Origin of the sequence: Kurthia sp. Dielmo, from assembly GCF_000307285.2 — a bacterium.
Lineage (GTDB): Bacteria > Bacillota > Bacilli > Bacillales_A > Planococcaceae > Kurthia > Kurthia populi.
Genome location: NZ_HE578965.1, coordinates 49361 through 68693, shown reverse-complemented (window position 1 = coordinate 68693; position 19333 = coordinate 49361). Strand labels below are relative to the sequence as shown.

The 19333-nt window shown below is 40.3% G+C and carries 19 protein-coding genes; 11 read left to right on the top strand and 8 right to left on the bottom strand.

The features are described from left to right. Positions 1-411: 411 nt before the first annotated feature. The 3 genes from KTHG_RS19575 to recX are packed head-to-tail and all read right to left on the bottom strand — an operon-like array spanning position 412 to position 1802. Positions 412-675, bottom strand: coding sequence for a YfhJ family protein (locus KTHG_RS19575; protein WP_126989183.1), 264 nt, complete (start codon positions 673-675; stop codon positions 412-414). Position 676: 1 nt separating this feature from the next. Continuing rightward, positions 677-1006: a YfhH family protein gene (locus tag KTHG_RS19570; protein WP_126989182.1), complete on the bottom strand. Its 330-nt coding sequence runs from the start codon at positions 1004-1006 to the stop codon at positions 677-679. Further along, entirely contained in the window at positions 987-1802 is an 816-nt protein-coding gene (gene recX / locus KTHG_RS19565) for a recombination regulator RecX (protein ID WP_126989181.1), read from the bottom strand. The genes KTHG_RS19570 and recX overlap by 20 nt, the downstream gene beginning before the upstream one ends. 109 nt (positions 1803-1911) lie before the next feature. On the opposite strand from recX, the gene KTHG_RS19560 reads away from it, so the two are divergent. Both KTHG_RS19560 and rlmD read left to right on the top strand, forming a co-directional pair. Beyond that, complete coding sequence (locus KTHG_RS19560) at positions 1912-2811, top strand: TIGR01777 family oxidoreductase (protein ID WP_126989180.1); 900 nt, start codon at positions 1912-1914, stop codon at positions 2809-2811. A gap of 90 nt (positions 2812-2901) precedes the next feature. After that, positions 2902-4278: a 23S rRNA (uracil(1939)-C(5))-methyltransferase RlmD gene (rlmD, locus tag KTHG_RS19555; protein WP_139996034.1), complete on the top strand. Its 1377-nt coding sequence runs from the start codon at positions 2902-2904 to the stop codon at positions 4276-4278. A 972-nt stretch (positions 4279-5250) separates the two neighbouring features. Here rlmD and KTHG_RS19550 read toward each other — a convergent pair. Beyond that, complete coding sequence (locus KTHG_RS19550) at positions 5251-6432, bottom strand: MFS transporter (protein WP_139996032.1); 1182 nt, start codon at positions 6430-6432, stop codon at positions 5251-5253. 541 nt (positions 6433-6973) lie between these two features. Between KTHG_RS19550 and KTHG_RS21540 the strand changes: the two genes are divergently transcribed. From KTHG_RS21540 to KTHG_RS19540, 3 genes are all read left to right on the top strand, one after another. Beyond that, the gene (locus KTHG_RS21540; protein WP_186439695.1) at positions 6974-7150 is read left to right on the top strand and encodes an SE1561 family protein; all 177 of its coding nucleotides are present in this window, start codon (positions 6974-6976) and stop codon (positions 7148-7150) included. 166 nt (positions 7151-7316) lie between these two features. Beyond that, the gene (locus tag KTHG_RS19545; protein WP_126989177.1) at positions 7317-8858 is read left to right on the top strand and encodes a fumarate hydratase; all 1542 of its coding nucleotides are present in this window, start codon (positions 7317-7319) and stop codon (positions 8856-8858) included. Between the two features lie 268 nt (positions 8859-9126). After that, a complete protein-coding gene (locus tag KTHG_RS19540) occupies positions 9127-11022 on the top strand; it encodes a heavy metal translocating P-type ATPase (RefSeq protein WP_139996030.1) in 1896 nt (631 codons plus the stop codon). Between the two features lie 86 nt (positions 11023-11108). Here the strand turns inward: KTHG_RS19540 and KTHG_RS19535 are convergent, their stop codons facing one another. Both KTHG_RS19535 and KTHG_RS19530 read right to left on the bottom strand, forming a co-directional pair. Beyond that, complete coding sequence (locus KTHG_RS19535) at positions 11109-12083, bottom strand: YihY/virulence factor BrkB family protein (RefSeq protein ID WP_139996028.1); 975 nt, start codon at positions 12081-12083, stop codon at positions 11109-11111. Between the two features lie 52 nt (positions 12084-12135). Continuing rightward, positions 12136-12483, bottom strand: a complete 348-nt coding sequence (locus tag KTHG_RS19530; protein WP_126989174.1) for a YtxH domain-containing protein — start codon at positions 12481-12483, stop codon at positions 12136-12138. A 189-nt stretch (positions 12484-12672) separates the two neighbouring features. On the opposite strand from KTHG_RS19530, the gene KTHG_RS19525 reads away from it, so the two are divergent. From KTHG_RS19525 to dhaM, 4 genes are all read left to right on the top strand, one after another. Continuing rightward, the gene (locus KTHG_RS19525) at positions 12673-12894 is read left to right on the top strand and encodes a DUF1128 domain-containing protein (protein ID WP_126989173.1); all 222 of its coding nucleotides are present in this window, start codon (positions 12673-12675) and stop codon (positions 12892-12894) included. A 126-nt stretch (positions 12895-13020) separates the two neighbouring features. Continuing rightward, positions 13021-14004 (top strand): dihydroxyacetone kinase subunit DhaK, encoded by a 984-nt coding sequence (dhaK, locus tag KTHG_RS19520; protein ID WP_139996026.1) that lies wholly within the window; start codon positions 13021-13023, stop codon positions 14002-14004. An 11-nt stretch (positions 14005-14015) separates the two neighbouring features. Beyond that, complete coding sequence (gene dhaL / locus KTHG_RS19515; RefSeq protein WP_139996024.1) at positions 14016-14588, top strand: dihydroxyacetone kinase subunit DhaL; 573 nt, start codon at positions 14016-14018, stop codon at positions 14586-14588. Then, complete coding sequence (gene dhaM, locus KTHG_RS19510) at positions 14585-14947, top strand: dihydroxyacetone kinase phosphoryl donor subunit DhaM (RefSeq protein WP_139996022.1); 363 nt, start codon at positions 14585-14587, stop codon at positions 14945-14947. The genes dhaL and dhaM overlap by 4 nt, the downstream gene beginning before the upstream one ends. Before the next feature lie 44 nt (positions 14948-14991). Here the strand turns inward: dhaM and motB are convergent, their stop codons facing one another. Together motB and motA are read right to left on the bottom strand one after the other, a co-directional pair. After that, positions 14992-15777, bottom strand: coding sequence for a flagellar motor protein MotB (gene motB, locus KTHG_RS19505; RefSeq protein ID WP_126989169.1), 786 nt, complete (start codon positions 15775-15777; stop codon positions 14992-14994). Beyond that, positions 15761-16564, bottom strand: a complete 804-nt coding sequence (gene motA / locus KTHG_RS19500; protein ID WP_139996020.1) for a flagellar motor stator protein MotA — start codon at positions 16562-16564, stop codon at positions 15761-15763. Before motA ends, motB begins: the two co-directional genes overlap by 17 nt. A gap of 217 nt (positions 16565-16781) precedes the next feature. Here motA and KTHG_RS19495 point away from each other — a divergent pair, with 217 nt between their 5' ends. Both KTHG_RS19495 and mreBH read left to right on the top strand, forming a co-directional pair. After that, positions 16782-18014, top strand: a complete 1233-nt coding sequence (locus KTHG_RS19495; protein ID WP_126989167.1) for an aminopeptidase — start codon at positions 16782-16784, stop codon at positions 18012-18014. Positions 18015-18295: 281 nt separating this feature from the next. Further along, complete coding sequence (gene mreBH / locus KTHG_RS19490; protein ID WP_126989166.1) at positions 18296-19303, top strand: rod-share determining protein MreBH; 1008 nt, start codon at positions 18296-18298, stop codon at positions 19301-19303. The last annotated feature ends 30 nt before the right edge of the window (positions 19304-19333 follow it).

The following is a 19333-nucleotide window of genomic DNA, read 5'->3' as shown; positions in this document are numbered from 1 at the left end:
GTGATGAAAACACCGTTTAGTGCTGACGGGCGTTTATAGTTCCTGACAAGCGGCGTTCTTCGTCGCGTCGGAAGGAACGAAACGACCCGAAGCACTGGTGTTTGAATCCGGATAACACTAAGTGATGAATCGACTCGTTCAGATTCGATGGGCAAATAAAGCTTCTGACAAGTGGCGCCTAGCCACGTAGGAAGAAGTGATTTGACCCGAGAATCTAGTCGATGAATCCGGATAACACTAAGTGATGAAAGCGCTCGTTTAACTCCGATGGTTCCCCGGTAGATAGGGGCCCTGGTAAACGTAGTTGATCTTCCATCACAAACCTACGAGACTTCTTTGACTAGAGGTCTCGTTTTTTCATGCTTCAAAAAAAGGCATGGTGCTAAGAATTGCTTCCTAGCGCCAGCCCGCTTATTCTACATCATCTAATAAATGTGCATATTTTGGATTTCGACCCGCAAATGCATGGATGTCGCGACCATAGCTTTGAATCCATTGACGAATAATACGCTCAGTCATTTCCATTCCCTTATAGTCATATCCAGCCTTCGCATATGTCGATTCGAAGTCACTCCATAAAAGCTCAATCCATACACGTGCCTTCGCTTGCGATAACTGGCTTGCCTCTACTAACACTTCTGTTAATTCCGCTACTTTTTGTTCGATTTCTTGCATATTAGAACATCTCCCCAGCTGGTACAAGCATCGCAATTGGAATGGCTTCTTCTTCCACATGCCCGCCTAAGCGGTAACCCCATGCATAGACACCTTTTAAGTAATCGACTTTAAAGAACACACCCGGGTCACCCTCGACACGATAAATTTCGCCCGCTTTAAAATCTGCAGGGTCTAATAAAAAGGAACTTGCTAAAATTGCTTTACGTTCATAAACTGCAAATTCATTAATGATGCCAAGTTGCTCCGCTTTACGGGCTTTTTCTTTTAATAAACCAATCTCTGTGCGCAGTTCCGCTTCCGTCATTTCGCTATACTTCTTCATTTTCATTCTCCTTTTGTTCAATAAATGCCTCTATAATTTCACCGGGAAACCCTTTTTGGTACAATGCCTGCTTAACCTTCATATGGAGGTCATAGCCAGTAAACTTCGACGCATATTTCTTCCACGCCTTCTCGCCCTGCCCTTCAAGCATCGCGGACCAATCGTCTTCTTCCGTTGTAAAATCTAATTTCGCAATCGCCTGTTCAATAATCCCAAAGCTATAGCCTTTTCGCAAGAGGAAATCTTGAATCTTCTGTTTTTGCTGCATCGGTGTTTTTCGCGATTCTTGACGCTGTTTTTTCTCCGCCAATTCATACGCGAGCTGAAGTTGCTCCCCTTCATCAAACTCTCCAAGTGCCTGCTGCTGCGTTTTTTCATCGATTCCCTTACGCTTTAGCTCCTGCTGAATCGCACGCGGCCCTTTTTTCATCGTATTCTTTTTCGTTTCAACAAAGGCACGTGAAAATTCCGCATCATTTAAAAAGCCAAGTCGTACTAATTTTTGAATTGCCTCTTGAATAACTGCTTCACCAAATTCTGCGTCACGTAGCTTTTTACGCACTTCCTCTTCACTGCGCATTTGATAAGTCAAATACGATAAGCCGCGATTAAATGCACGCGCTACTTCATCTTCAAAGGCGATGTCACCAAGTGTCCATTCATCTAGCACTTTTCCTTTTGTGAGGCCGTACTGCACGAGAATCTTTTCATCGACACTAAACGAATATTCTTCATTTAAGAAAATATTGTAGCGCTCTTCATTTCGCTTTTGTCGTGTAATCTTCGTAATGACTTTCGGCATACGTAGCAACCCCTTTCTTTTGATAGTATACCTGTTTTCAGTTGAAACTTCACGGGCATACACTTAATAATAGAACTAAGTAAATGAAACATTAAAGGAGGATTTTTTCATGAAGATTGCGATTACTGGAGGCACTGGTCTCGTTGGCTCTACCTTAACAAAATTATTAAAATCTCATGGGCATGACATTGTGATTTTAACGCGTGGCAATAACGATTCAAAAGATGGTATTGAATACGTACAGTGGCTTGTTGATGATGCACAGCCTGAACTTTATTTAAATGATGTTGATGCATTTGTAAATTTAGCTGGTGTATCGTTAAATGAAGGCCGCTGGACAGATGAGCGAAAAGCGGCGATTTATAATAGTCGCCAAGAAGCAACAAATGAAGTGCTACGCCTTATTCGTGTACTAGAGGAAACACCAAAAACATTGGTCAATGCGAGTGCTGTTGGGATTTACCCTACATCACTCGACGCTGAATATACCGAAGCTTCCGATGAGCAAGCCCATGATTTCCTCGGTAAAACGGTTAAGATGTGGGAAGGTCTCGCAGATCAAGCAACAGAGGAAGGCGTTCGTGTCGTCAAAACGCGCTTCGGTGTCATTTTCGATCAGGAAGCTGGCGCATTCCCGCTTATCGCGACGCCTTATAAATATAATGTTGGTGGCAAGCTTGGCGATGGCATGCAGTGGGTATCATGGGTACATGTAGAAGATGTTGCGCGTGCGCTGGCATTTTGTTTAATGAATGAGGATGTAAAAGGTGTTGTAAACGTCACAGCCCCTTATCCGGTTCGCATGAAACAAATTGGGGATTTCATCGCCGAAGCACTTAATAAGCCCAACTGGTTGCCTGTCCCAGAAGCTGCACTTAAGCTCGCACTTGGCGAGAAAAGCCAGCTCGTATTAGAAGGTCAAAAAGTATTACCTACCGTTTTAAGTGACTATGATTTTGATTTCAATTATCCAACGATTACAAAAGCACTTCAGCAACTACTGCGTTAAAACTTCTGCTAGATGGCAGAAGCTTTTCTTTTATTCAAGTCGGCGTTTCGTTATAATGGAGAAATGAATTTAGAAAAGGACGTGTCCATCTTGCAACAACAAACTATTATGTCAGTCGGAAAACGGATTCCACTGAACATTAAAAAACTCGGTATTAACGGCGAAGGGATTGGTTACTACAAACGTAACATCGTTTTCGTACCTGGTGCTATTACAGGCGAGGAAGTATATATCGAACTAACAAAAGTCGCGCGCGGTTATTCAGAAGGTAAAATCATAAAAGTACAAAAACGTTCAAAACATCGTACGACACCACCGTGTCCTGTATATGATGAATGTGGCGGTTGCCAATTACAGCATATGAAATACGATATGCAGCTAAAAGCGAAACGTGACATTGTCGCACAATCATTAGCTAAATACGTGAAAGATGGCGCAAAAAAAATCGACCTACGCCCAACAATCGGTATGGATGACCCTTGGAATTATCGTAATAAGAGTGCCTTCCAAGCACGTCAATCTGGCGATAAAGTATTAGCAGGTCTATATGCAGAAAACAGCCATAAGCTACTAGATATTGAAGACTGTGCTGTACAACATCCAATGACGGCGAAAATGACGACAAAAGTAAAACGCATTATGCAAGAGCTTCAAATTCCTGCATATAATGAAAAAACAAATCGTGGTACAGTACGTACAATTGTTGTGCGTACAGGCGTCAATACAGGTGAAACACAAATCGTTTTCGTCACAACGAAGAAAAACTTCGATCAAAAAGACGAGCTTGTTGAACGCGTAAAAGCATTGGATTCAAAAATCGTTTCAATCGTTCAAAATGTTAAAGAAGATAGCTCACCACTTATTTTCGGTGACCAAACGATTGTGTTAGCTGGTAAAGAAACGATTCGCGAAAAACTTGGCGAATACGCATTTGATTTATCAGCACGCGCATTCTTCCAACTGAATCCAACACAAACGGTTCACCTATACAATCAAATTAAAAAAGCAGCGGAATTAACAGGTAAAGAATCCATCGTTGATGCTTACTGTGGCGTTGGTACAATCGGTCTTTGGTTATCAAAAGGTGCGAAAGAAATCCGCGGTATGGATATCATTCCTGAATCAATTGTCGATGCGAAGAAAAACGCGAAAAAATATGGTGTTGAAAATGCGACGTATGTACAAGGTACAGCAGAGCATTGGTTAGAGGAATGGCGTTTAGACGGCTATGTGCCAGACGTTGTGACAGTAGATCCTCCACGCACCGGTTTAGACGACAGCTTCATCGAGACGATGTTAGTCATCCGTCCAGAACGTATCGTCTACACATCTTGTAATCCTTCAACACTTGCAAAAGATTTAGCTCAGTTAATGGAGCTATACCAGGTTGAGTATATTCAACCTGTTGACATGTTCCCTCAAACAGCGCATGTCGAAAGCGTTACATTACTAACATTGAAAAAATAAACGTTCAAAGACAATCATCTAATGGTGATTGTCTTTTTTGTATCGTTTTTCAGAAATGGCTGATAACATCAGAAAGCGTGTTTTGACTACAACATAGTTGAAAATAAGTGCCAAAGCAGGGCTAATTACGGGGTGAAAAATCTAGATTTATCATGTATCATGCAAAAAGCTGTCAACAAAAATTTTTATTTATGATTTTTCCGCATATCGTTATTATTTTTAAAGATGCCAAATGGCTAATTACAGCCCAAAATACGCAAAAATCGGTCTGTTTCCGTTCTCTGACGGATGTTTTTTGTCTGAAAAGAATATGCTAAAAAAAGGAGCTGTCATTTATTCGATTCATCGAAAAATGCGCCACGCAGCGCTCTATCCTAGCCAGATCTATGTGTGGAAATCTCCCTTTAGAACCCGAAAACGAGCAAAACGGGGCAAAAACGGGGTATTTCTTCCCCTACTTTGACCCTTTTCACCTACAGTGTTATGCAAAGTTATCATAACTATCGCCATAAAAATTGTATTTATTTTAGAATTATTTACACTTCAGCAAATAAGTAGCCTTTCTCTAGCCCTATCCACTTAGGCCTGACACTTATTTTTTAATATGTCGTAGCCAAAAACCGCTCCTTGGGCTCATACGTGATTTCTAATAAATGATTTTATCCAAAAAGGTAGCGCTACTCACGACCGAGTGCGCTGCCTTTTATTAATTTAATTTAAACGGAAGTGCGAAATTTGACTCGTTAATTGCTCAGATAAATCTCGTAGGAAATCACTTGCCGCTGTCATTTCTTCAATTGCTGCGTACTGTTCCTGTGCAAGGCCTGCTACTTGTTGTGTTTGCTGTGTTGTGCTATCTGAAGCATTACTAATTTGATCAATTGATTCGCTTACTTGCTGTGTAATTGCAGCGATTTCTTCTGATTTAATTATTATTTTATTTTTCCATATAAAAAAAGGATTTTGATAGTATCAAAATCCTTTTTGATTATTTATTCTTTTTTTACGGTCACCACGTGAAATAATAACGAATACAGTAAATAATAGCAGTGCTACGAGTAGTAAATAGCTCATCGTCGCATGCTCTACAAAGGCGCCACCTAAAAATGGACCTGTCAAACTACCAACACTAAAGAAAATACTACATAGTAAATTACCCGTTGGTAGTAATTCCTTCGGCGTTAAATCTGTCATAAACGAAATGCCTAATGAAAACATCGAGCCGCAACACATGCCCCCAAGCAAGAAGGCGACAAATACGAACCATTGGTAGGATTCTAAAAAGCTTCCAATTAAAAACATAGTACCGCCGCCAAGCAACCCAAATGTAATAACTTTATAACGTCCAATACGGTCCCCAAGTGTTCCAAATGGTACCTGCGTTATAATACCGCCAATCGCAAAGGCGGATAAAATAAGCGACACCACGGATACATCAAATTCACGACGTAGTGCATACACTGGGAAAATGGCATTTAGCGATGATTCTAAAAAGCCATAAACAAGCGGCGGTAAAAAGGCAATCCATGCATAACTCAGCGTTTTTTTATAACGATGCCACACATTTGAATTAGCACTTTTTACATCAATTGGTTCTGGCTTATCGTTTTTCAATGTAAACACAAGCGCCCATGATACGAGGCAAAGTACTGTCGACACGATAAATGGTAGTGCCTCAGCAATATTAACAAGTGGCACTAATAACGGTCCAATTGCAAAACCAACACCGAAGGATAAGCCATAAATCGCAATGCTTTTACCAAGCGTTTCGGGACGAGCGGTACTTGTAATCCACGTTTGTGATGCAAAGTGAAGCGCATTGTCCCCGACACCGATGAAGAGGCGTAAAATAAACCAAAATAATAAGCTCTTCCATAATGGGAATAGCATTAGCGAGATGAGTACAATAGCGCCACCCGTTAAAATAACAGGTTTGTAGCCAAATTTACGCAAAGGTTTTTCGATGAAGGGCGAAATCAGTAAGGTCCCTAAATATAAGCCTGTCGCATTTAAGCCATTAAGTGATGAAGATACGCCGTCTCGTTCAAAAATAACGGAAATAAGCGGGAGCAACATGCCTTGTGAAAAGCCTGAGATCGACACGATGGCAACGAGCACCCAAAAACGTCTTTTTGCATATGTATCTTGTTGCACGAGGTTGTTCCCCTTTCAAAATATGAATTCAACCTACTATAACAAAATTTAAGGCATAGAAAAAGACTCAGATACATCTACAACGTAGGAGTTCTGAGTCTTGTTAACTTTTTATCATATTCATTTGTTATTAAACGTAGTTCCCGGCAAATGGATAGGAAGATAAGTGTTTTACCGACAACGGGGTTTAATGTACCTCCTTTATTTTACGATTATCAATACTGAGCGCCCTATAATTTAGCTGTGTCATCACGTAGTGTGCTAATTGAACGGTTATTGGATACTTGGAAGAGGTTTCCTTGTTCAGGTCTTACAATTCTACGCGGTGTCACCTAGAAAAGGGCATCCATTTATCAGAATTACTATCGTCTGTATCCTCCTTCCCTTAATCGTTAAAAGAATAATACCACAAGATATGAATTTTGTAAACATTTCAAATAGTCAGATTATTAAAATCCTCATTTTGTCCTACGTTCATTTGTTCGACATTGAATTCTCCCTCTTTTTCCGTTATGCTAAGGCTAACTAACGGAGGTGCCGAATGAAACCAATCTCAAATAAAGATCAGCAAGTACAGTACTTGAAAGGTCGTTTACAAATGTTTGTCGAAGTGTTAGATTCAATTGAACCTGAAACAACGGAATTAGAAGATATCGATCGTTTAATTTCGATGGTTGATGATTTAGAGGAAAAAGTAAAGCAATTTAAATCCCGCTAGTCACGATTAGAGTCACTTATTATAAGTGGCTCTTTTTTTATATGAGAAATTATTTACGTCCTCTTTCTGTTTAGGTACATTATTTTCTGTATCGCTATTCTATCTTTCTACTTTGTCCTATATAATGAAGGAGACTATGTCACTTTATTTTTGAGGGGGATTTCTAATGAACTTAGAAACGTTAGAACAAAGCGTCTATGACTTAATTACAGAGACGTCAACAAACTTACCGAAGGATGTACGCCGTGCTGTAAAGCGTGCAAAAGAAGCTGAAAACGCAGGTACGCGTGCAGCGATGAGCTTAGACACAATCGCGAATAACATCTTTATGGCGGATGACAATGTGTCACCAATTTGCCAAGATACTGGTTTACCAACATTTAAAGTAAAAACTCCTGTTGGCGTGAACCAAATCGAGATCAAAAAAATCATTAAAGATGCGATTGCACGTACGACTGGCGATGCAAAATTACGTCCAAACGCAGTAGATTCTTTAACTGGTAAAAACTCAGGCGATAACCTAGGCGAAGGGTTACCTGTCGTGAAGTTTGAACAATGGGAAAAAGATTATATTGAAATGAAGCTTATCCTTAAAGGTGGCGGCTGTGAAAACAAAAACATTCAATATAGCCTACCATGCGAACTTGAAGGTTTAGGCCGCGCTGGTCGTGACCTAGATGGTATCCGTAAATGTATTCTTCATTCTGTATACCAAGCACAAGGCCAAGGCTGTTCTGCTGGTTTCATCGGTGTAGGTATCGGTGGCGACCGCGCTTCTGGTTATGATCTTGCGAAGGAGCAATTATTCCGTTCTTTAGATGATACGAATGCAAATGAGGACTTAGCAAAATTAGAAGATTATATCGTAGAAAAAGCCAATACACTTGGTATCGGTACTATGGGCTTCGGCGGCGAGGCGACATTACTTGGTTGTAAAATCGGCGTCATGCACCGTATTCCAGCGTCATTCTACGTATCTGTCGCTTACAACTGTTGGGCTTTCCGCCGCATGGCAATCGACATCAGCCCTGAAACTGGCGAAATCTTAAACTGGCACTACCAAGAAGGCGAAAAAATCGACTTCGCAGAAGCAGCAGCTGCAGCGAAATCAAATGACAAGCCAGACAATAAAATGGTTGAGCTTGTAGCACCAATTACAGAAGAAAAAATCCGTTCACTTCAAGTTGGTGATGTCGTGAAAATTAGCGGCCGTATGTATACAGGTCGTGATGCAATCCACCATCACTTAATGAGCCACGACGCGCCTGTTGATTTAAATGGCCAAATTATTTATCACTGTGGTCCTGTAATGGCGAAAGATGAGAATGAAAACTGGACAGTAAAAGCAGCTGGTCCAACAACATCAATTCGTGAAGAACCTTACCAAGGCGATATCATGAAAAAATTCGGTATCCGCGCTGTTATCGGTAAAGGCGGTATGGGTCCGAAAACATTAAAAGCACTTGAAGAACATGGTGGTGTTTACTTAAATGCTATCGGTGGTGCGGCACAGTACTATGCTGACTGTATCAAATCAGTTGATGGCGTAGACTTAATGGAATTTGGTATTCCTGAAGCAATGTGGCACTTAGGTGTCGAAGATTTTACAGCCGTTGTAACAATGGATTCTCACGGTAATTCATTACATGCAGATGTTCAAAAATCATCTGTTGAAAAATTAGCACAATACGCTGAAAAAGTATTTTAATCCCGATTTAATCATAAGAAGCTAGTAGAATTCTCTTCTACTAGCTTCTTTTTTATTGTAAATGATAACCAATTGCAACGTTCACAATTCCTATCATTTTTTATGAAAATTTAAGTAAACGCACTTCCAAAGTATTCTCCTCTATGTTATAATAATTTTAACTTTAGAATGATTCTAAATAAGGAATTTAAAAAACGAATAAAACCTCTATAATAAAAGGTTTATATAGTTTAATTGATAGCGATTTTCATTATCAGGAGGAATGTATATGAATACTACAAATGAGAATAATAATCATTTAATTGAGAAATTAAAGGAACATATCGAATTAATTGCTGCCGTTGTAGCAGGTATCCTCATTGCCATTGCTTGGTTTACAACACGCGATGAAATGACGAGCGTCGGCATTGTCCTTTACTTACTAGCCTTCTTAATTGGTGGCTTTGCAAAAGCAAAAGAAGGCGTCGAAGAAACGATTGCCAATAAGGAATTGAATGTTGAATTCCTTATGATTCTTGCGGCAATTGGCTCTGCGGTAATTGGTTACTGGACAGAGGGCGCCATTTTAATTTTCATCTTCGCATTGAGTGGCGCACTTGAAACGTATGCGATGAATAAATCCCATAAAGAAATTTCTGCATTAATGGATATGCAGCCGGAAGAGGCTTGGTTAGTGCTAGCAGATGGTTCACTCGAACGCGTGAAAGTTGACACATTACAAGTTGGCGATGTTGTGATGATCAAACCGGGTGAGCGTATTCCAACAGATGGTGTCATCGCAGACGGCGCGACTTCTATTGATGAAGCAGCGATTACAGGTGAATCTATCCCCGTTTCTAAATTTGCAGGCGACGACGTATTCGCCGGGACTGTCAATATGACCGGTGCTGTGAAAATGACGATGACAAAGCCAAGCTCTGAGTCATTATTCCAAAAGATTATCGACCTTGTACAATCTGCACAAAGTGAAAAATCACCATCTCAACAATTTATCGAGCGCTTTGAAGGTACGTATGTAAAAGTCGTATTAATCGCAGTTGGCTTAATGTTATTCGTCCCTCATTTCGTATTAGGTTGGGACTGGACTACAACATTCTACCGCGCAATGGTGTTACTTGTTGTTGCTTCTCCTTGTGCTCTTGTTGCAGCAATTATGCCAGCAACCTTATCAGCCATTTCAAATGGCGCACGTAACGGGGTTCTATTCAAAGGTGGCTTACACATTGAACATTTAAGTGTTTTACAAGCAATCGCATTTGATAAAACCGGTACATTAACACAAGGGAAACCCGTCGTGACGGACTTTATCGTGCGTGACGGTCTAGATGAAAAACAAACGCTTAGTATGCTTGCAGGTATTGAATATAACTCTAATCACCCATTAGCTGTAGCGATTACAGCCTATGCGAAACAACAAGGCGTATCGTTTGCTAATGCCACAATTAAAGATATTCCTGGCTATGGTCTTGAAGCGACGATTGATGATGTCTTTTATAAAGTAGGGAAAATGGATTTTGTTGGACGTGAGGCGGCGATGCAATTCGCGAACGGGGCCGCTCCACTACTAGCTGAAGAAGGTAAAACCGTCATCTTCATGGCAGATGCGCAAGGAATCGTCGCGATGGCAGCGATGAAGGATACGGTTCGTGAAGAGGCAAAACAAGCCATTGCTCAGTTGAAAGAACTTGGCATTCATACGATTATGCTAACTGGTGATAATGAAAAAACAGCAAAAGCCATCGCAAAAGAGGCTGGCGTTGAAAGCTATATTGCCGAATGCTTACCAGAAACAAAAGTTGCGCATATCAAAGAGTTAATGACAAAATATAAATTCGTCGGTATGGTCGGCGATGGCATTAATGATGCCCCTGCCCTTGCGACTGCGACAACAGGGATTGCAATGGGTGAAGGGACAGACGTCGCACTTGAAACAGCTGATGTTGTCCTAATGAAAAATGATTTATCAAAAATTTCATATGCGGTGAAAGTAGCACGTAAAATGCAGCGTATTGTGAAGCAAAATATTATTTTTGCCATCAGTGTGATCATGCTATTGATCGCCTCAAACTTCCTACAAGTAGTGGACCTTCCACTCGGTGTTATCGGGCATGAAGGTAGTACGATTCTCGTTATTTTAAACGGCTTACGTATGCTACGCTTGTAAAAAAAAGAGGCGGTTCAATCACCTTTCTCCTCATACAAAAAACACCTACAAAGAATAAAATCTTTGCAGGTGTTTTTGTTTTTTATTTATTGCGCGGATAATCGACGTCGACGCGTATCAATCTGCTCTTTTCGCTCCTGCATAATCGCATTCACAAGGCCACCAATCATGAGGACCATGCCGGTGATATAGAGCCATAACATGAGGATAATAATCCCCCCGATACTGCCATACGTTGCAGAATAGTTTGAGAAGTTATTAATATAAATTGAGAAGACATATGAAATGACTAACCAGCAAACCGTCGAAACGATAGCTCCTGGAATAGCACTACGTAAGTACATCTTCACATTCGGTCCTAACCAATACATAAATACAAGACCACAGAAAATGACAAGTGGTGGTAGTAAAATACGGAACTTATCAAAGATAGCGCCGAACTGTTCACCAAGGCCGATTGTATTTGCTAGGAAATGACCGATTTGTGAACCAAACACTGGTAAAATTAACGCAACAACGACTAATAGAATAAGTACGAGTGTAAACACAACCGACATCGAACGAGCGATGATAAATGGTCGTGTTTCTGCCTTACCATAAGATTGATTCAGTGATTTAATTAATGCATTCACACCGTTTGAAGCAGACCATAATGTCGCTAAAATACCGACTGATAATAAGCCACCATTACGGTTTTCAAGTACATCTTTTAATGTATCACCAATGAGCGAATACACTTGCTCTGGTAATAACTCTTTCATCATCGTATACACTTGCTCTTGTGGTAAATTTAAAAACGGCACAAGTGTCATGACGAAAATCAATAATGGAAAGAGCGATAATAAGAAGAAGTATGCGAGCTGCGCACCCATGCCAGATAAATCGGCCTGCGTGACTTTTTGAATAAAGCCCTGTATAAATCCTTTCCATGTGGATAGGTCGTATTGAGGCTTATGCACATCTTGTAGATGTTTTTTTTCAATTTGCAGCATTTTTACTTTATCGAATACTTCAGATGATGGTCCTTTACGCTTTTTCACGTTTTTCTTTTTCTTCCCCACCGGCACTCCTCCTTCTATTCAGAATGACAGGTGAATCGCATTATTCGCTACATTATTTCGCTGTGTCATCTGAAGTGACCGTTGGTGCCTCTTCAGCAAAAGCTTCTTTCGTGTCCGAAACAAACGCTTTTACTTGTGGCGTCAGCGCCTTCACTTCTTCGATTTTTTCTAAGTAGTAATCTTTATCTTCTGCAATGCGGTTGTACACTGTTTGCACAGCATCCACCTTCGCTAAAAGATTGTCTTTCAGTTCATCACGATTAGCAGCGTAATGTTGAATAGTTGCTGAAGCACTTTTCAGCTTTTGTGTAGTTTCTTGTCGTGTTTGACGGTCCAGTAAGCTGATTACTGCTCCTGCTACTGCTCCTAATGCAATACCTGCTACAAATTTGTTCGCCATAATTGCTTCCTCCAAACTTTTCCAAAATATTCTACTATGTAGTAGTTTACCCTTCTACTTTACCAATAAAACGCTTGCTCTGTCCTCTGAAAGTCATATTTCACGCAAGAAAGATTTGCGTTAAGACGTTGACATTCTTTTTCGAGCGTGAAATGATACATATAGCTAAAATGAAAGGATGAGATTCGAGTGAATTTAAACGAACCATCAGTGGAAAATATCCATCATATTATTGATGCATTAAAAGACAAATTACGTATGGTAAATGCCGATGCAATGCGTCCTGAAAGCTTTGACCAATCAAACTACGAGGATTTATTAGATTTATACAATCTAGTTATGAAACGTGACTCATTCAGCTTAAGCGAAATGCACGCCATCGTATCTGAACTAGGCTCACTTCGTAAATAATCGTTCACTATATGTCAAAAAAGAGACAGCCCAAATTGGGCTGTCTCTTTTTTGTATGGCTATTTTTTGCATCAAAGCGTGCAAGCGCATACTATAAAGATAAGACAAATTCTAGGAGGTTAGATGATGAAAAAGATTTTGAATAACCCAAGTGATGTCGTAACAGAAATGTTAGCAGGCTTTGTGCAAATTCATGAGGATGTGCAACTACTTAAAGACACACACGTCATTGCACGTCGTACGCCACAGGATGGTAAAGTCGCTATTATTTCCGGCGGTGGTAGTGGACATGAGCCGGCACACGCAGGGTTTGTTGGTGATGGCTTACTAGATGCAGCGGTTTGTGGACAAGTATTCACATCGCCGACACCAGATCAGATTTTAGCCGCAATTAAAGCTGTACACACAGGCGCCGGTGTTTTTCTTGTCATTAAAAACTACAGTGGTGACTGTATGAATTTTGAAATGGCGAAGGATTTAGCCGAAATGGAAGGCATTGACGTTGATTTTGTGATTGTAAATGATGATGTCGCTGTATTTGATAGTAGCTTTACAGAGGGACGCCGCGGCGTTGCCGGTACATTATTCATGCATAAGGTGCTCGGTGCAGCAGCAAAAAATGGTGCTCGTCTTACCGACATTAAAGCACTCGCTGACAATGTTGTGACACATCTAGCCTCTGTTGGCTTTGCGATTTCTCCAGCGACAGTACCTGAAGTTGGCAAGCCAGGATTTGAATTGAGTGCGACAGAAATGGAGTTTGGCATCGGTATTCATGGCGAGCCAGGATATCGCCGCGAGGAATTAAAATCATCTCGTGAAATTGCTGTGGAACTCCTAGATAAATTAGAAGAAGAAACATCATGGTCATCGAAAAAAGTTGCCGTCTTATTTAATGGCATGGGTGCTACACCACTAATGGAGCAATATGTTTTCGCAAATGACGTACTAACGTTACTAGAAGAACGTGGTTATGAAGTGGTCTATAAAAAACTTGGCAATTATATGACGGCTATTGATATGGCTGGCATGTCACTTACATTATTTGAACTAGCAGATGCACAGTGGCTGGATTACTTAAATCAACACACTGATGCACCTGCATGGTAAGGAGGAGTTTTATGTTAACAGTAGATCGTACCGTCGCGTGGCTAAATGATTTTTGTGATGCCCTTATCGAACACAAAGCGGCACTGAGTGAATATGACCGCATTATCGGGGACGGGGACCATGGTAATAATATGGCCCGTGGTGCAGAACAGTTGAAAAATGCGTTAGTTGATACACCTCCTAAAACGCTTGGTGAGGCATTTAAGACAGCAGCAATGAAATGGATTAGTACCGTTGGAGGCGCATCTGGTCCGCTTTATGGCACAGCCTTTATGGAAATGGCGAAGGCAGCTGGTGATGCGACAGAGTTTGATGTACAGCCACTAATTAAAGCGGGTGTTGCGGGTATTCAAAAACGAGGTAAAGCTGTGGCAGGAGAAAAAACGATGTTGGATGTGTGGATACCACTTTCAGAAAAATTTGATGCACAGCAGCTCACAGAAGCCTTTAATGCGACAACAAACATGCAGGCTACAAAAGGGCGTGCCTCATTCGTTGGTGAACGCTCAATTGGTGAAGTTGACCCTGGCGCGGCCTCGTCAAAATTATTATTTGAAGCTCTACTAAAGGACGTGGTGGAATGATTGGATTAATTATTGTCTCACATAGTGCCGACGTTGCACGCGGTGTCCCGAAAATTATCGCACAGGTCGCACCTGATGTACCTGTGGCATTCGCTGGTGGTACAGCAGATGGTATTGGCACAAACTTTGAAGATATTTTAGCCGCTATTGAAGCCAATGCTGCGGATGAATTGCTTGCATTTTATGACTTAGGCAGCGCAAAAATGAACTTAGACATGGCCGATGAAATGACGACAAAGGAAATTACAATTATCGATGCCCCTCTTGTCGAAGGAAGCTACGGCGCAGCAACGTTATTACAAATTGATACATCAAAAGAAGATATACTCGCACAGCTTGCGCCTATTACGTTTAAATAATATAAAAAAAGGAATCGCCAAGGCGGTTCCTTTTTTTATGTAGCTTATTTTGTTGCGTCTGCTTCAATATTTACTTCTTTTTTTGTACCATCTTTTTCAACTAACGGTTGAATTAACACTTCTACACGACGATTTTTCTCGCGCCCTGCTTCCGTTTTATTTGAAGCAATTGGATTATTTTCGCCATATCCTTTGGCACTAAAATATTTCGGATCTAGTTTATCATTCGTATTAATTAATACACTTAAGAAATTAACTGCACGCATAACGCTTAGCTCCCAGTTGCTATCATACTTACCACCCTGTGCTGGTATATTATCGGTATAACCCGTTACCATCACCGGACGTTGCTTATCGAAAATTAACAGTTTCGATAAATCCTTTGCAACCTTAAGATTTTTGTCGCCGATTTCAGCAGCGCCTGATTCAAACAGTACGCTATCACGAATTGTAATGAGTAAGCCATCATCGGTCATTTCCGTTGAAAACTGATTTTCGAGCTCGTTGACAGCTATATAGTTCTCGACATCATCTTGAATATTACTCAACTCCGCCTGATCTTTCATATAAGCTTGTACTTGCTCTGTTACTTCGGTTGTCTTTGTAGTCATTGGTTCGGTAGGAGAAGGATTATCCATCACGCCTTGTCCACCATCAAATACTTCATTAAAGACTTGCGATAATGCGGCCATCTTTTGTGCATCGACTGAACTCATCGCAAACAATACGATAAAAAGTGCTAATAATAGCGTTAATAAATCCGAATATGGCAAGAGCCATGCTTCTGGAATTTCTTCCTCTTCTTTTTTCTTCTTAGTCTTCTTTGCCAAGGCCACCCGCCTCGCTTTCATTCATAATTTTAGCACGCTCATCTTTCGTTAAGAATGATGCTAATTTTTGTTCAATGACGCGAGGAGCCTCCCCTTCTAGCACTGACAGAATTCCTTCAATCATCATATTTTTTTGTTTTGCTTCTATAGCAGATTTACGTTTTAATTTATTCGCAAATGGGTGCCATAGTACATAACCTGTAAAAATACCAAGTAATGTAGCAATAAACGCCGCCGAAATGGCATGACCTAACTTTTCAATATCGGTCATATCTTTCAGTGCAGCAATTAATCCGACAACGGCTCCAAGTACCCCTAGAGTCGGCGCATATGTACCAGCTTGCGTGAAAATATGTGCTCCAGCGTGGTGACGCTCTTCCATTGCTTCTACTTCTTCCGTTAACACATCGCGAATGTAATCTGCATTTTGACCATCAATTGCTAATGTTAAGCCATTTTTCAAAAATGGATCATCAATTTCATTTGTTTTACTTTCAAGTGCTAGTAACCCTTCGCGACGTGCTAAGTCTGCCCAACTAGAAAACATTTTAATTAGCTCTACATCATTTGCTAATTTATTATTTGTGAAAATAATTTTTAATAGTTTCGGAATTCGTTTTAATTCATTTCCTGGGAATGCAATAACAATTGTTGCAATTGTTCCTAAGATGATGATTAAAATTGCTGCTGGGTTTAATAACGCATCCGGTGTTACACCCTTCATTGTCATACCGACAAGTAAAGCAACAAAGCCGAGTATAATCCCAACTACTGATGATATGTCCATATCCGTACCTCCAAGTTCTCGTTCTTTTGTTTATTTCGGTAGCTAATGATAGATATTAAGAAAGTTTCACATTCGAAATATTAAATTTATCTTTATACCCAATATTATTACTTTATTTTACATAAAGCGACAAAGAAGACAAAGATTCTTTAATTCGCTATCCGAAATTGTTACAATGAAACTGTAACTCAATTATATATGAAGAGGATGATTTTGCATGAACGATTTTCGACAAAAACTTGAAAATTATGCTGAATTAGGCATTAAAATCGGCGCAAATTTACAGAAAAATCAATATTTATTTTTAAATATTTCCGTAGAAAATGTACCACTTGCTCGTGCACTAACAAAAAAAGCATATGAGGTCGGCGCAAAAAACGTTTTCGTTAACTATTATGATGATGCACTTACACGTATGCGCTACGACTATGCACCAGAAGATTCATTTGATTTCTTCCCGGAATGGCAAGCAGCAGAAAAAGAATGGCTAGCAGACCACGGCGCGGCCTTCATTACCGTAAAATCACAAAGTCCTGACTTACTAAAAGGGGTCAATCCGGACTACGTAGCTCGCGCTAATAAAGCGATGGGCCAAGCATTAAGTAAATACCGTGAATATTCACAAGCAAACAAAATCAGCTGGACGGTCATGGCAGCGCCAACTGACGCATGGGCAGCAAAAGTATTCCCTGACCTACCCGAAGATGAACAAGTGAATGCATTATGGGATGCGATGTTTAAAGCAACACGAGCAGACTTACAAGATCCTGTTGCTGCATGGAAACAGCATGATGCGACATTATCTGAAAAAGTAGCATTTTTAAATGATAAGCACTACAAAGCATTACACTATACAGCACCCGGTACAGACTTAACAATCGAGCTTCCAAAAACACATGTATGGAGTGGCGGTGGTGCCGTAAATGAAAAAGGCTTTGACTTCATGGCCAATATCCCAACAGAAGAAGTATTTACAGCACCACAATGGGATGGTGTCAATGGCTATGTAACATCGAAAAAGCCACTTAACTATAGCGGTAACTTAATCGATAACTTTACAGTAACCTTTGAAAATGGTCGTATCGTCGATGTAAAAGCTGAAGAAGGCGAAGACATCTTGAAAAATTTAGTGGCTACAGATGAAGGCTCACATTATTTAGGTGAGGTTGCATTAGTGCCACATGATTCACCTATTTCAAATTCAGGCATTCTTTTTTACAACACATTATTCGATGAAAATGCATCAAATCATATTGCGATTGGTAGCGCATATGCATTTTGTATCGAAGGTGGAACAACGATGTCACAAGAAGAATTAAAAGCAAACGGCTTAAATCGTAGTCTTGTGCATGTAGACTTTATGATTGGCTGTGCAGATATGGATATCGATGGTGTACTAGAAGATGGCACAACAGAGCCTGTTTTCCGTAAGGGTAACTGGGCATTTTAATAAGGAATAAACTTCAAAACAGCAAACGCGGATAGTTGCGTTTGCTGTTTTTTTAGTCTTTTTGAATCAATATGACCTTTTTTAAGTTTGTATTACATTTTAGTATCATTCACTATTTTAAAAGGATTAATAGTATGAAATAGACCCATTTAAAGGGATTTAAACGATATTTTCGACCTAGTAAAATCCGTTCTATGAGGATTGGCGTATACAAAAATATCTGGTTATGCTTTATACTTTAATCTACAATGGATTTGTATTGCCTTAGGAGGGGTTTAAACATGTTTTCTAGCACAGCAATCGGCATCGATTTAGGTACAGCAAACACACTCGTTTACACAAAAAACAACGGCATCATTATTAATGAGCCTTCAGTTATAGCAATGAATAAAAACACGAAAGAAGTTATTGCGATTGGCACAGAAGCCCAAGCAATGATTGGCAAAACGCCACCTGCAATCGTGGTATCTCGTCCACTACGCGATGGCGTCATTGCAGATTTTGATATGACTGTAGCCATGTTAAAAACAGTTCTAGATCGTGCAATTAAAAACGGCACATCATTTCGCAAACCAAATGTCGTAATTTGTGCGCCATCTGGAGCAACATCTGTAGAGCGCCTAGCGATTAAAGATGCGGCAACACAATGCGGTGCAAAGGACGTCTTTTTAATTGACGAGCCTGTCGCAGCGGCTATCGGTGCAGATTTACCTATTCAAGAACCAATTGCTAGTGTAATCGTCGATATCGGCGGTGGCACAACAGAAGTTGGCATCATTTCATTTGGTGGTATCGTGACATCCAATACATTAAAAATTGGTGGCGACCGCTTTAATGAAGAAATCGTTCACTATATACGTCAAAAATATAGCGTTCTTATCGGTATTCCGACTGCAGAGCGTCTAAAAAAAGAGATTGGCTATGCGCCAGTTGAGCACACAGAAGAAGAAATGACTGTTAGTGGTCGCGATATCGTACGTGGCTTACCACAAGCAGTGACAATCACTTCTACTGAAATTCAAGAATGCTTAAAAGAATCAATGCTTTCTATTTTAGAAATGATTCGTCGCTCTCTTGAAAACTGTCCACCAGAACTAGCCGGTGACATTGTCGAGGAAGGCGTTGTTCTTACAGGTGGCGGTTCATTACTTAAAGGCATGACAGAATGGTTACGTGAAGTATTATTAGTTCCTGTTCATCTTGCCCCGTCTCCACTTGAATCTGTTGCCATCGGTACAGGTCGCTCAATCGACTCACTTGATTTAGTATCAAAATCAAAAATCAAATAGTCCAGTAAAAAAACATGCCGAAGCATGTTT